The sequence below is a fragment of the Polyangium fumosum genome, assembly GCF_005144585.1.
Taxonomy (GTDB): Bacteria; Myxococcota_A; Polyangia; order Polyangiales; family Polyangiaceae; genus Polyangium; species Polyangium fumosum.
Window position 1 is genome coordinate 256,737 of the sequence record NZ_SSMQ01000007.1, and the last position, 13,320, is coordinate 270,056.

General features: G+C 69.7%; 11 protein-coding genes. 7 read left to right on the forward strand and 4 right to left on the reverse strand.

All coding sequences use genetic code 11. The annotated features are described in order from the left end of the window. Positions 1–17: 17 nt before the first annotated feature. The gene (locus tag E8A74_RS09690) at positions 18–1,472 is read left to right on the forward strand and encodes a serine/threonine-protein kinase (protein WP_170229001.1); all 1,455 of its coding nucleotides are present in this window, start codon (positions 18–20) and stop codon (positions 1,470–1,472) included. Further along, complete coding sequence (locus E8A74_RS09695; protein WP_136928663.1) at positions 1,469–2,497, forward strand: tetratricopeptide repeat protein; 1,029 nt, start codon at positions 1,469–1,471, stop codon at positions 2,495–2,497. The genes E8A74_RS09690 and E8A74_RS09695 overlap by 4 nt, the downstream gene beginning before the upstream one ends. A gap of 3 nt (positions 2,498–2,500) precedes the next feature. Here the strand turns inward: E8A74_RS09695 and E8A74_RS09700 are convergent, their stop codons facing one another. Continuing rightward, positions 2,501–3,199: a hypothetical protein gene (locus tag E8A74_RS09700; RefSeq protein ID WP_136928664.1), complete on the reverse strand. Its 699-nt coding sequence runs from the start codon at positions 3,197–3,199 to the stop codon at positions 2,501–2,503. Between the two features lie 71 nt (positions 3,200–3,270). Between E8A74_RS09700 and E8A74_RS09705 the strand changes: the two genes are divergently transcribed. Then, positions 3,271–4,608, forward strand: a complete 1,338-nt coding sequence (locus E8A74_RS09705; protein ID WP_136928665.1) for a sigma 54-interacting transcriptional regulator — start codon at positions 3,271–3,273, stop codon at positions 4,606–4,608. Positions 4,609–5,021: 413 nt separating this feature from the next. On the opposite strand, the gene E8A74_RS09710 is transcribed toward E8A74_RS09705, so the two are convergent. Both E8A74_RS09710 and E8A74_RS09715 read right to left on the reverse strand, forming a co-directional pair. Then, positions 5,022–5,408 (reverse strand): NFACT RNA binding domain-containing protein, encoded by a 387-nt coding sequence (locus E8A74_RS09710; protein WP_136928666.1) that lies wholly within the window; start codon positions 5,406–5,408, stop codon positions 5,022–5,024. Positions 5,409–5,439: 31 nt separating this feature from the next. Further along, positions 5,440–6,891, reverse strand: coding sequence for a ferritin-like domain-containing protein (locus E8A74_RS09715; RefSeq protein ID WP_136928667.1), 1,452 nt, complete (start codon positions 6,889–6,891; stop codon positions 5,440–5,442). A gap of 185 nt (positions 6,892–7,076) precedes the next feature. Between E8A74_RS09715 and E8A74_RS09720 the strand changes: the two genes are divergently transcribed. From E8A74_RS09720 to E8A74_RS09730, 4 genes are all read left to right on the forward strand, one after another. Next, positions 7,077–8,315, forward strand: a complete 1,239-nt coding sequence (locus tag E8A74_RS09720) for a monooxygenase (protein ID WP_136928668.1) — start codon at positions 7,077–7,079, stop codon at positions 8,313–8,315. A 78-nt stretch (positions 8,316–8,393) separates the two neighbouring features. Continuing rightward, positions 8,394–8,948, forward strand: a complete 555-nt coding sequence (locus tag E8A74_RS09725; protein WP_136928669.1) for a YtfJ family protein — start codon at positions 8,394–8,396, stop codon at positions 8,946–8,948. 55 nt (positions 8,949–9,003) lie between these two features. After that, positions 9,004–10,653: a tetratricopeptide repeat protein gene (locus tag E8A74_RS52065; protein WP_170229002.1), complete on the forward strand. Its 1,650-nt coding sequence runs from the start codon at positions 9,004–9,006 to the stop codon at positions 10,651–10,653. Between the two features lie 34 nt (positions 10,654–10,687). Continuing rightward, positions 10,688–11,911, forward strand: coding sequence for an ATP-grasp domain-containing protein (locus tag E8A74_RS09730; RefSeq protein WP_170229003.1), 1,224 nt, complete (start codon positions 10,688–10,690; stop codon positions 11,909–11,911). On the opposite strand, the gene E8A74_RS09735 is transcribed toward E8A74_RS09730, so the two are convergent. Then, positions 11,870–13,021 carry a ferritin family protein gene (locus tag E8A74_RS09735; protein ID WP_170229004.1) on the reverse strand — a complete coding sequence of 384 codons (1,152 nt, stop codon included), beginning with the start codon at positions 13,019–13,021 and terminating at the stop codon, positions 11,870–11,872. The genes E8A74_RS09730 and E8A74_RS09735 overlap by 42 nt on opposite strands. Between the last annotated feature and the right edge of the window lie 299 nt (positions 13,022–13,320).

The following is a 13,320-nucleotide window of genomic DNA, read 5'->3' on the forward strand; positions in this document are numbered from 1 at the left end:
GTACCATCCGGCCCCCTATGCGAATGTGTCCGGAGTGCCGCGCGAGCTACGAGGACGACGTGCCCGTATGCCCGGCGCACGACGCGGCGCTCGTATCGCCCGATGTTTTCCCGACGGATGACACGCTCGGGCCCGGCACGATGGTCGGCGAGTACCGCATCGACCGCAAGATCGGCGGCGGGACGTTCGGCGACGTCTATGCGGGCGAGCACCCGCTCATCGGCAAGAAGGTCGCCGTCAAGGTCCTGAACCGGCGCTTTGCCTCGGATCCGGAGACCGTCTCCCGGTTCATTGCGGAGGCGCGCGCGGTGAACAAGATCCGCCACCGCAACATCATCGACATTTTTTCTTTCAATACCCTCCCCGGGGGCCGGCATTATTTCGTGATGGAGTACGTCGAGGGCCAGACCCTCGCCGCGCTCCTCCAGCAGAAGCACCGCTTGCCCCTCCCGACGGCCCTCCAGATCGCCCAGGGCGTCGCCTCCGCGCTCGACGCCGCGCACGAGGCGGGCATCACGCACCGCGACCTCAAGCCCGAAAACGTCTTCCTCGCCGCCGAGCGCGACGGCTCCCATTTCCCCAAATTGCTCGATTTCGGCATCGCGAAGCTCATGGACGACGACGTCGCCCACAAGACCGGCTCCGGCGTCCTGCTCGGCACGCCGCTCTACATGTCCCCCGAGCAGGCGCGCGGCAAGAAGGTCGACCCCCGGTCCGACATCTATTCGCTCGGCGTGATGATCCACGAAATGCTCACGGGCTCCGTGCCGTTCGCCGGCGACTCCGCGATGGACGTCGTCCTCAAGCACGACACCGAGCCGCCCCCCGCCATGGCGAGCGTTTGTCCCGACCTCCCCCCGGCGCTCGACGCGCCCGTCCTCGCGATGCTCGAAAAACGCCCGCGCAATCGCCCCGCGTCGGCGGGCGAGGCCGTCGCCGCCCTCGTCGCGCAGGCGGCCCCGCTCGGGCTCGCCCCTCCTCTGCCCTTCCCGTCGAGCCTCACGAGCGCCCGCGGCCCGCTCGAAAGCGGGGGACTTCGCGCCACCACGCAGCCCGGCCGCGCAGCCCCCGCGGAGACGCCCCACGCGCGCGCCGAACCTTCGTCCACCGAGCGCATGTCCGCCCTCGATTCGTCGAGCGTGCATCGAAAGAATGGCCCGTCCGCCCGGTGGCTCTTCGCCCTGCTCGGAATCGCCGCCCTCGGCGGGGCGGCCTCGTTCCTTTTGCGCTCACGCGCCCCGAGCGACGTGCCTTTCGGGTCCGGCGCGAGCTCCGGCCTGCAAGACGAATCCCCCGAGCCCGAGCGAATCCCGAGCCCCCCGCCGTCCGCCGCGCCGCCGGCAATCACCCCCGCGCCCGCCCCGACGACCTCGGCCTCGGCGGCCCCGCCGCCACGCTCGGCCAAACCCGTGAAGATCAAGATGCCGTCGAAATCGCCGAACCTCGATCCGATCCTCGGGGAGCGCGAATGAAGCGCTGGGCCCTTGCCCTCTTGCTCTCGCTCGGCGTGACGACCTCCGCCGCCGCGGCGCGCGCGCAATCACCCGAAGGCGCGTCCATCGCGGTCGCCGAGGCGCTCTTCCAGCAGGGCCGCGCGCTCCTCGACCAGGGCCGTTATGCCGAGGCTTGCCTCAAGCTCGCCGAGAGCCAGCGCCTCGACCCGAAGCTCGGCACGCTGCTGAACCTCGCTGTCTGCCACGAAAAGGAAGGAAAAACCGCGACGGCGTGGGCCGAATACATCTCCGCCGCCTCGCTCGCGCGCGGCAAGGGGCAAAAGGACCGCGAGCAATTCGCGCGCGACCACGTGGCCGAGCTCAAGAAGAAGCTCGCCTACGTCGTCCTCCGCATGGAAACGCCGCCCGCCGGCCTCGGAATGAAGCTCGACGACAAACCCATCGACGTCGCCGCGCTGAACGTCCCCTTGCCCATCGATCCGGGCAACCACACCGTCGCGGCCATGGCACCGGGCAAACGGTCCTGGACGGGCGAGATCCTCGTGCCCGCGCAGCCGGGCGAGATTCCCGTCGTGATCCCCGCCCTCGAAGACGCGCCGGCGCCGCCGCCCACGGAGACCCCTCCTCCACCGCCGCCCGAACCCTCGCCCCCCCTCGCGCAGACGAAGCCACCGCCCGCGGAGCCCCGCATCTCCGCGCCGACGGGCCCGAGCGCCTCCACGGTCCTCCTGGTCACGGGGTTCGGTATCGGCGGCGCGGCCTTGCTCGTCGGGGCCGTGACGGGGATCCTCACGCTGGTCGAGGCGAGCGAGATCCTGCCGAAGTGCAACGGCTCGCAGTGTCCGGGGCAAGCCGACGCGCTCGCCACGGCGAATACCCTGGCGAACGTCTCGAACATCGGGTTTGGCGTGGCCGTCCTCGGCCTCGGCGTGGGGATCGCCGGCATCGCCCTCGCGCCGAAACACGAGAAGGCTCCCCCGCGCGCCGTCTCCGTCATGCCGCTCGTCGGCCCTTTTGCGATCGGGCTCCGCGGCACGTTCTGACGTTCACAGGCATCCGTTCGACGTGCAGTCACACGAGCCGCCGCAGGTCTGCTCGATCTCGACGGCGGTGTCGCACGTGGCCGAGCATCGGTTGTCGCCACAAACCACGGTCGCGCCCGCGCAGCTCTGGCCCTTGCAGACGAGGCTGCACTCGCCGTCCGGGCCGCATTTCACCGTCAAGTTTTGACAACCTCCTTCCTCGCAGACGATCTCGCAGGGCGAGCCGCCCATGCATCCCACGAGGATGTCGTTGCATTGGTCCTTGCACTCGAGCCGGACGGGCGCCGCTCTCGTATCGAGGGTCAAGGTGAAGGTCCCGGCGTCCATGTCGGACTGCATGCACTCGTTTGACGCGTCGCAGATCCTCGTGCACACGTTCCCAGCGCAGGAATCACATTCGGCGCTCGGACAGACCCCGCTCATGGCCGACCATCCGCATTCGTTGCAGGTCCCGGGCTGGTTCATCGGCGCGACGCAGACCGCGTCCTCCTTGCACCCCCCCATCATCCGGCTGCAGCTCGTATTGCAGGCCGTCCCCGCCGCATTGCAGGCATAAGGGCCACACGCCGCCTCGTCACACGCCTCGCCGGGTTCGTCCGTTGCTTCGAGCCCCGCGATCCCGGCGACGAACTGACAGCCGAAGGCCACGAGGCCCGAGGTCGCCAGAAGCAGGGCGATCCACGCTGCTTTCCCTGTTTGCATGATTGCACCCTCCCTCCGAGGATACCACGGGATGCCCACGCGGGGCCTTCGCCGTGGTAGGCTCCGCGGCCATGTCGGCGAAAAGCACGTTGCCCCTTCATTCCCGGGCCAAGGAGCTGCGCCTCGACGGCTTCTCGCTCACCGTCATCGAGGGCCCCGGCGCCGGCGCCTCGTTCCGCGCCGAGATGCGCGAGGTCTCCGTCGGAACGGCCCAGGGAAACGACCTCGTGCTCCCCGATCCCACCGTCTCGCGCCACCATTTCAGCCTCTCGGCGACACCCGAGGGGTATCTCTTGAAGGACCTCGGCTCGTCGAACGGGACGTGGGTCTCGGGCATGCGTGTCCTCGCGGGGTACGTCGAGCCCGGCGCCCGCGTGCGCGTCGGCCGGACGACGCTCCTCGTCGATCAGGTAAACGAGGACATCTGTGAGGCGCTGAGCCCCGAGGACGGCTTCGGCCCGCTGCTCGGCCAAAGCTCGGCCATGCGCCGCATTTTCGCGGCCTTGCCCCGCGTCGCGCACTCCGACAGCACCGTACTCCTCGAAGGCGAGACGGGCACGGGAAAAGGCGTCCTCGCGGCGGCCATTCACGAGGCGAGCCCTCGCGCCGCGGGGCCGTTCGTCGTCCTCGATTGCGCGGCCATCGCGCCGACGCTCATCGAGAGCGAGCTCTTCGGCCACGTCAAGGGCTCGTTCACGGGCGCGCAGGCCGACCGCGCGGGCGCGTTCGAGCAGGCGAAGGGCGGCACCATTTTCATCGACGAAATCGGCGAGCTGCCCCTCGACATGCAGCCGAAGCTGCTCCGCGCCCTGGAGGAGCGCAGCGTCAAGCGCGTCGGCGGAAACCAGCGCGTCAAGCTCGACGTCCGCGTGATTGCCGCGACGAACCGCGACCTGCGCACGGAGGTCAACCGCAACGCGTTCCGCGCCGACCTGTTCTACCGGCTCAACGTGGTGCGCATCCACGTCCCGCCGCTGCGCGAGCGCACCGGCGACATCGAGCGCCTCGCGCGCCATTTCCACGCCGAGCTCGTCCCTGACAACCCCCTCCCGGACGACCTCCTGGAATCGCTCCGCCGTCAATCGTGGCCCGGCAACGTGCGCGAGCTGCGGGCCGCGATCGAGCGCGCCGTCCTCTTCAACGACCCGGCGATCCTGGCGCTCGGAAACGACGTCGAGCTGGCCCCGGGGGACAAGGATCGGGACGACGACATCGACCTCGAGGTCCCCTTCCGGGTGTGCAAGCAAAAGGCCTCGGATCAATGGGAACGACGGTACGTGCGGGCGCTCTTGCGGGCGACACACGACAACATTTCCGAGGCCTCGCGCCGGGTGAAGATGGACCGGAGCCATTTGCGGTCGTTGCTCCGGAAATACGGGTTTCGCGGGGCGGATGAGGGCGGGGCGTGACCCTGTAGACGCCTTCCCGGACCTCGCGCACGCCTTTTCGGACCCCGCGCACGGCTTCTCGAACCCTGCGCACGGCTTCTCGAACCCTGCGCACGCCTTTTCGGACCCCGCGCACGGCTTCTCGAACCCCGCGCACGCCTTTTCGGACCCCGCGCACGGCTTCTCGAACGCTGCGCACGCCTTTTCGGACCCCCGCGCACGGCTTCTCGAACCCCGCGCACGGCTTCTCGAACCCTGCGCACGCCTTTTCGGACCCCGCGCACGGCTTCTCGAACCCCGCGCACGGCTTCTCAGACCCCGCGCACGGCTTCTCAGACCCCGCGCACGCCTTCCCGGACCCCGCGCACGCCCTTATTGACCGTGTCGACGCCTTGCTCGACCGCGAGCTGAGGGCGACCGCCCCCGCCTCCCCCTCAATCCGTCGCGCCCGCGGGCGCCGCGGGCTTCACCTTGACGCTCTTCCAGCGCCCCAATTCCACGAGCCCCGCGGGGGCGCCACGCGGCTTCGAGACCTCGGAGGCGCGGCAGAAATGCACCTCGACCTTCGGCGCGCCCCGCGCTTTCGAATACCAGGCCGCCGCCGCCGCGGCGACCTCCACGACCGAACGAGGGACCTCGACGCGATCGGGGTTCCGCACGACGACGTGGCTCCCCGGCGTCCCCCCCGCGACGTGCAGCCACACGTCGTGCGGCTTGGCGACGTCGAACGTCAGGTAGTCGTTGTCCTCGGCGCCGCGGCCGATGAGGACCTCGAAGCCCTCCACGGTCACCGTACGGTACGGTCGTCCTTTGCTTGCCACGCGCGGAGTCTGCCTCGCGCTCGGCCGAATCTCAAGAACAGGCGACGAGCCCGAGCTGACGGAGGCACGGCGCCACGACCTCCCGCAGCGCCTCGCGCCGGAGCGCGCCGAGCATCCGCGCCCCGAGCACGCCGAATTCCTCGTTTTCCACGGGCCCGGCCGCGGGATCCTTTTCGTGTTTCGCTCGGGCCCGCTCGAACGCCCGCACGGCGGCCTCGCGCGCCTCGGCGCCGAACGCGTCGAGCGCCCATTGCAAGGTCTTCCACGCGAGCGCCGCGTGCCGCGCCTCGTCCTCCGCGATCTGCGCGAGCACAGCCCGCAGGCCCTCGTCCTTCACGGAACGCGCCACCTCTTGCCCCTCGGCCGCGCCGAGCGTCTCGCCCACGCAGCCCTCCACCACGAGCGCCTCCACGAATGAAACGACGTCCGTCGCGAGCCACGCCGTCGCCTCCGGGAGTTTATCTGGGCCGATGAGCCGCCCACCGATCCGGGAGGCGATGGCGTATTCGACCCGCGCGTGCTCCACCTCGTCGCGCGCGGCGGTTTGCGCCTCGGCGAGCAGCTCCGCGGGCGCGCCGAGCGCGAGGAGCTGGAGCGAGAAGCGCGCGAAGCTCGCGATCGAAGCGTGCTCCATGGAGGCGATCGCCGCGTGGTGCGCCGCGATCGCCTCGCGCGCGTGTGCGTCGAGAGATTCCGTATCGAACACGAGCGGCGCGCGCCAGTCCGCGCGGGCGCGTGGCCTCGCGGCGCGGGCCTCGCCTTCCACGACGAGGGGTCGGCCGATCACGCAGGACATCGACGCGCATTGCCAGGTCGGCTTCGCGCCCTTCGCGCCGATCGCCACGCAGGACCCGCCGGGCCTCGGCGAGCTGCCGCAATCCGCGTCGCTCTTGCAGGTGTCCTCCTTGGTCCGGCAAGCGAGCGTGACCTGCTCGAAACAACCATTGTGATACGCCGACAACCCACAGGTGCTCCCCCCGCAATCGGCGTCCGTGCTACAGGACGCGTCCCCGCAGACGGAGTTTTTCGCGCGCAAAGCGCCCGTGCCCTTGCAGATGCAGGCCTTCCCGGCGCCGCATTCGTCGTCGGTCTCGCACGCGTACGTGCAGCCGCAATAGGTGCCGACCTGCCCCACCCCGCTCGTACACTTCCCGTGCGGATGCTCCGTGCAATCGGCGTCCGTCTTGCAAGACTGGCGCATCTCCGTGCCCGCGCAGGCAGGGATGTCGATCGTCGCGTCGCACGTCACGCGGCTCGCGCGGTGGACGTTCCCGTTTTTCTCGGCCACCCAGCCGACACGCTTCGGTTTCTCCGGCTCGGGTTCGCCCTCGGGCGAAGGCTCGACCGTCGCGCTCGAAGGCGTCGTGGGGATGGCGACGACGGCGCCTTCCCCTGCGCCGGACGAGGCGGGAGGAGTGGCCGAGCACGCGGCTCCGCCGATCGCGACGAGGAGGGAGAGGCGTAAACTTCGGTAACGATCCACGCGGCGAGCGTACCACAGCTCCGCGCGGTGATGTCGCGGTTCGTGCCTACGAGACGCGGCCTCCCGCCCGAGCAAGCTGTGCACGGGCCGTGCCACAAATTGTCGACCCGCCGGCTTCTGGAACGCGCCGTGCAGCGGCCGCGCCGGACCATGCAGGTCGCCCCCGACCCGTCAAGGAGGGCTCGATGACGCGGACACAGTGGATTCTGGCTACGATTTCAATGTTTTCGCTGGTCGCGTGCAGCAGCAAGGAGGACGACGCGAGCGCCCCGCTCCGGATCCCCACGTACCACGAGGATGTGGCGCCCATCCTCGCCGAGCATTGCCTGAGTTGCCACGACGAGGGCGGCATTGCCCCGTTTTCCCTCGTCGATTACGAGGACGCGCGCCGGACCGCCGAGGCGATCCGCATCTCCACGACGTCGCGCAGCATGCCCCCGTTCGTCCTCGACAACAGCGGCGAATGCAACACGTACGTCGAGGGCCGCTGGCTCACGGACGCGCAGATCAGGACGATCGAGGCGTGGGCCCGCGCCGGCGCGCCCGAAGGAGAGCCGCCGAAGGGCACGGCCCCCGCGCCGCGGGCCCTCGCAGAGCTCGATCGCGTCGACATGACGATCGACATGAAGGACACGTACACCCCGGATGCCGCGAAATTCGACGATTACCGGTGCTTCGTGCTCGATCCCGGGCTCGCGGAGGACGTGTTCATCACCGGCTTCCACGTGCGCCCGGGGGCCGCCTCGATGTTGCATCACCTCACGCTCTTCTCCATCGACACAAAGGAATCGGAGGCCACGGCCGAGGCGCTCGACGCGGCCGAGCCCGGGTTCGGGTATTCGTGCATCGACGACATCCACGTGCCGGATGCGCGCTGGCTCGTCGGCGCGGGCCCCGGCAGCGGCGCGCTCCGCTTCCCCGAGGGCACGGGGCTCCGCATGCGGGCCGGGCGGAAGACGATCCTGCAGATCCATTACAATCAAGAAAATGGGCGCCACGCCGATCGCACCCGGATCGACCTCATGCTCGCCCGGAATGTGCCGAAAGAGGCCACCGTGCAGCGCATCGCGGCCACGAACCTCCTCTTGCCGCCGAAACAAGCGAGCGTCGATCAGAGCGCGGTCGAGCCCGTGTCCATCGATCTCACCTTGTGGGGGCTCTGGCCGCACATGCACAAGCTCGGGACGGGGATGCACGTCGCCGCGACGCACGACGGGGAGGAGAAATGCCTGGCCCGCGTGAACAACTGGGATTTCCACTGGCAGGGGTTCGCCCATTACACGAAACCCATCGACCTCTCGTCGGGCGGCTCGATGCGCATCACGTGCACGTACGACACGCGCGGGCGCGACACGACGACGACCTGGGGCCAGGGCACGAACGACGAGATGTGCATCGCCTTTTTCTACCTGACGGCAAATTGATGTCCGGGGCGAACGCCGTTCGTGGCCGATCGTGGAGAGCTTGACAGCCTCCGAAAAAAGCGGTTTGTTTGGTGGGCAATGATTTCTGCCCGACGAACCCTGCTCGCCTTCGGAATCACCCTTCTCGCGGCGACGGCGCTTCCGAGCACGCCCGCCCTGGCCGTGCTGTCGGAGCAGGCGGTCGCCCCGAACGCGCGGGTCGAGGACGCCGACGGAAAGGCGGTCGAGATCAAATCGCTGAAGGGCAAGCCGATCGTCATCGTCTACGACGACCGGACGTCGGCGCCGAAAAGCGAGGCGTTCCGGCGCGACCTCGTCAAGCTCCTGAAATCGGGCCCGTACACGTCGAAGGTGGCGCTCTTGATCGTCGCGGATGTGAGCCCCTACGATTTCTGGCCGGCGCGCGGCACGGTCAAGGACGCCGTCCGCGACGAGACGAAGAAGCAGGGGACGACGGTCTATTGCGATTGGACCGGCGGGATGCGCTCGGCGTACAAGCTGAAGAACGAAATCACGGGCGTGGTGATGGTGGGCAAGGAGGGGCGCGTGATGTTCGCCAAGGAAGGCGTGCCCGCGGGCGCCGACCAGAAGCGGCTCGTCGACGCGCTGAAGGCCGAGGTCGAGGGGAGCTGATCCGGCGCATTCGCGGGATGGCCTGGGCGGTTCGGTCGCGGTAGAGTGCGCCGCGATGTCCACCGCCGTCGCGGCGCCCCGGCTCTGGCTGCTCGGTCCGTGGCCCGATCTCCTGCTCGGATGTGGGATCGGGTATGGGCTGCTCGTCCTCGCCCTCGCGGCGTCGGGCGCGTCGATGGGCTCGCTCGAAGGGTGGCTGCCGCTCGTCGTGCTCGTGACCGGGATCCCGCATTACGGGGCGACGTTGCTCCGGGTCTATGGGACGGAATCGGCGCGCAAGCGGTATTTTTTCTATGCATTCCCCCTCGGATTCCTGGTCTGGGCGGCGTTCACGGGGTCCCTCGCCGCGCCGAGGCTCGGGACGTGGCTGATCACGCTCTATCTCACGTGGAGCCCGTGGCATTACACGGCGCAGAATTTCGGGCTCGTGATGATGTTCCTGCGACGCGGCGGGATCACGCCGAGCCCGGCGCTCCGGCGGCTCGTCTGGACGTCGTTCGTCCTCTCGTTCGTGCTGGTCTTCGTGAACATCCACGGCTCGGCCTCCGCGGGCGGGGCCGATCCCCTGCAAGCCGCGAGCGCGGCCTACCGATTCGCGCCGCTCGGGATTCCCGCGCGGTTTGCCCTGGGATCACTGGCCGTCGCGGGAATTTCGTATGTCGTGGTGACGGGCGTCGCGCTCCGGAAGCTCACGCAGATGGCCGGGATTGCGCGGCTCGTGCCGGCGGTCGCGCTCGTCGTGAGCCAGGCGGCGTGGTTCGTCCTGCCCGTGCTGCTCGGCTTCTTGCGACCGGCGCTTTATGGTCCGGGGGGCGCGACGGCGCTCGCGTTCATCTGGGTCGCGATCGCGCACAGCGTGCAATATCTCTGGATCTCGTACCATTACGCGCGCGCCTCCGGGAGCGTGGCCAAGGCGGCGCCGGCGGGGCTCTCGTATCTCGGGACAACCGTGCTCGCGGGCGCGGCAATCTGGGTGTTCCCCGCCCTCGTCTGCGCGCCGGGCGCGCTCGGGATCCTGCCGTTCGAATCGGGGCTCGGGCTGCTCGTGGCGGCCGCGGTGAATGTGCATCACTTCCTCCTCGACGGCGCAATCTGGAAGCTCCGGGACGGTTCGGTCGGCAATGTGCTCGTTGGACAACCCAGCACCGCACCGCAGACGGCCCCGGCAGCAAGGGGCCTCGGGGCGTGGGGGGTGCGGGCTGCGCTCGTTGCAGCGGGGCTCGTGGCGGCGGGCGCGTGGGCGGGCGCGGCCTGGGAGAAAGAAATGGGGATCCGGCGCGGGGCCGCGGCCGGGGATCTCGCGCGGGTCGAGGTCGCAGCGCGTAGGCTCGTGATGCTCGGGCGGGATGGCCCGCGAATTCACGTGGCGATCGGAAAGTTGCGCGAGGCGCGCGGGGAGAAGGAAGCGGCGCACGCGGCCTACGAGGCGGCGCTCGCGCTCGATCCCGAGGACGCGACGGCGCTCGATCGGATCGCCGCGTCGTGGATCACGCGCGGGGATTTCCAGCGGGCGCTCGACGCGCGGTACCGAGCGGCACGGAACGCGCCGGATCGCCCGGCCCTCCGGCGGCGGTACGAGGAGCTCCTTTCGCGATTGCAGGCGCCTCCCGAGGCGGGGGACACGGAGGTTATCGTGGTCGGCGGAGCGACCGCCCCAGCAGACGACGCCGACGCTGCCACGCAGACGTCACGAACGACGCCTTGAAGACCGGGACGAACGGAGTATGGTGGCGCCCGCCATGCGATTCGCCGTCCTCGTCACGCCTTTCTTCAACGAGAGCGCCATCCGATTCATCGCCGCCTTGCTCGACGTGCCGGCTCTCCGGCTCGCGGTCGTGAGCCAGGACGTCGAGGAGAACCTGCCGGCGGAGCTGCTCGGCCGACTCGTGAAGCATTTTCGCGTGAGCAACGTGCAGGACACGGCGGAGCTCGTGGCGGCGACGAGGTGGCTGCACGCGAACGTCGCGCCCGTCGACCGGCTGCTCGGCGTGAGCGAGTTCGTGCAGGTCGCGGTGGCCGAGGCGCGCGACGCGCTGGGGCTGCCGGGGCCGGGCGCGGAGGTGATCCGCAACTTCCGGGACAAACCGCGCATGAAAGACGTGCTGCGCGCGGCGGGATTGCCGTGCGCGCGCCACCGCCTCGCCACGAACGAGGCCGAGGCGCGGCGCTTCGCGGACGAGGTGGGGTTTCCGCTGGTCGCGAAGCCGCCGGCCGGCGTGGGCTCGGCGAGCACGTTCATCGTGAAGGACACGGCCGAGTTCGATCGCGTGCTCTCGCTCTCCTCGCCCACCCCCGCGTCCCCCGTGCTGCTCGAAGAGTTCGTGGGCGGAGCCGAGCATACGTTCGACGCGGTGGTGATCGGGGGAAAGCCGGTCTGGTACTCGATTTCGCGGTACCTGCCGAATCCGATCGAGGTCGTGGAGAATCCGTGGATCCAGTGGTGCGTGCTCCTGCCGCGGGACATCAGCGGGCCGGAGTTCGCTCCGATCCGGGAGCTCGGGTTCCGGGCGCTCTCGGTGCTCGGGCTCGAGACGGGCATTTGCCACATGGAATGGTTCCGGCAAGACGACGGGAGGATCGTGCTCTCCGAGGTCGCGGCGCGGCCGGGCGGCGCGCAGCTCATGAACCTGAACGCGCGCGCCCACGATTTCGACATGTACGGGCAAGTCGCGCGGCTCATCGCATTCGATACGTTCGAGGCGCCGCGCGAGCGCAAGTATGCGACGGGCGCGGCGTTCCTGCGCGGGCAGGCGCCAGGCGTGGTGCGCGAGGTGTGGGGGGTCGAGGAGGCCGAGCAAGCGTTCGGCGAGATGATCACGGACGTGAAATGGCCCAAGGTCGGCGAGCCGCGCTCGGCGAGCTACGAGGGCGAAGGGTATGTGCTGGTCCGGCACCCGGAGACGGAGGGCGTCGCGGAGGCGTTACGCCAGATTGTCCAATCCGTGCGCGTCATCTCGCACTGACCGGCCAGCGCGCGGCGCGCGGAGGAGCGTACGCGCAGCCGGCAGGACGACGTCGGCCATGGCGCGGCGCATGACGTCGCGTTTTTCCGCGGCGGAGAGGCAGCCGTGGGCCGCGAGTTTGTCCGGGTCCGCGCCGAGGGCGACGAGGTCCTCGGACTCGGGGCAAATGGCCATGGTGAATGCCTTTTCGAGGGTGCGGGCGACCTCGGGCCCGCCCGCGTCGAGCGCCCATGCGAGCGTACGCCATGCGAGTTCCGCGTGGGTGGCCTCGTCCTCAGCGATCGAGACGAGGGCGGCTTTCACCGCGGGATCGGTCGCGCGCAGGGCCTCTTCGCCCGCGACGAGCGCGGAGAGCGTCTCGTTGACGGCACCTTCGAGGGCCGTGGCGAGCGCGACGTCGGCGAGGGTCCGCCCAATCGCGAGCGCGGGCATGGGCAACGCGCCCGGACCCACGGGCGCGCCCGCGTAGGCGCCAGCGAGGCCAAAGCAGAGTTTGGCATGCCGCACCTCGTCGGCCAGGGCCTCTTGCGCGGCGGAGACGAGCGAGGCCGGGGCCCCGACGCCGAGGAGCTCGAGGACGAACCGCGCGAACGAGGCGACGGAGGCGTGCTCGTAGAGGCCGGCGCGCGTGAAATGGTCGGCGAGGGCGCGACGCGTGGTGGGGTCGAGGTTCGAGACATTGGGCGACTCGACCAAACCTTGCCCGGCTTGCAGGAGCCAATCGACGCGGGCCGCGGGCTCCGCGGTGCGCGCTTCGCCGTCGACGATGAAGGGGCGGCCTTCGCAGGACTCGAAGATGATGGCGACGTGATAGCAGCATTGCGCGCTGATCGCGAGGTCCTGGCAGCCGGCGCCGGGGACGTCATAGCAGCAGGAGCCGGAGCCCGCGCATTCGTCGGTGCCGTGGACCTGCTTCATGAGCTCTTTCTGAACGTCGGCGAGGGGTGGACAATTTCCGCCGACGGAGCCTTCGAGGCAAAGGAACCGATATTCGGCATTCGGGGGCGGCGGGTTCTCACAGGGGAGCGCGCCGCCCGCGCCCGTCCCGCCGACGCCGACGCTGGAGCTGACGACGGTGTGGCCCATCATGCCTGCGTATTCCGAACCCACGTGGGCACGCGTTCCGACGGCACGTGGGCATCGATTCCGATGTGACATGGCCACCAGGTCGTAACGGACCCACCCCTCGGCCGGTCCTGCGGTTTGCCGGAGGGTACGCCGGCAAACCTTGGGAGGGGATGGCGCTTGACGGTGGGCCGACGCCGGGCTCGAGCGATGCGTACGCCGCGTGGTGGACGCACCGCGGGCTGGGGCTGCGGCTGGGTTTGTCGGAGCAGGGACGCGCGATGGTCGTGACGAAACGGAGCCTCTCGACGGCCCTCGGGGCGCGAGAGGGGAGATGTCGGAGC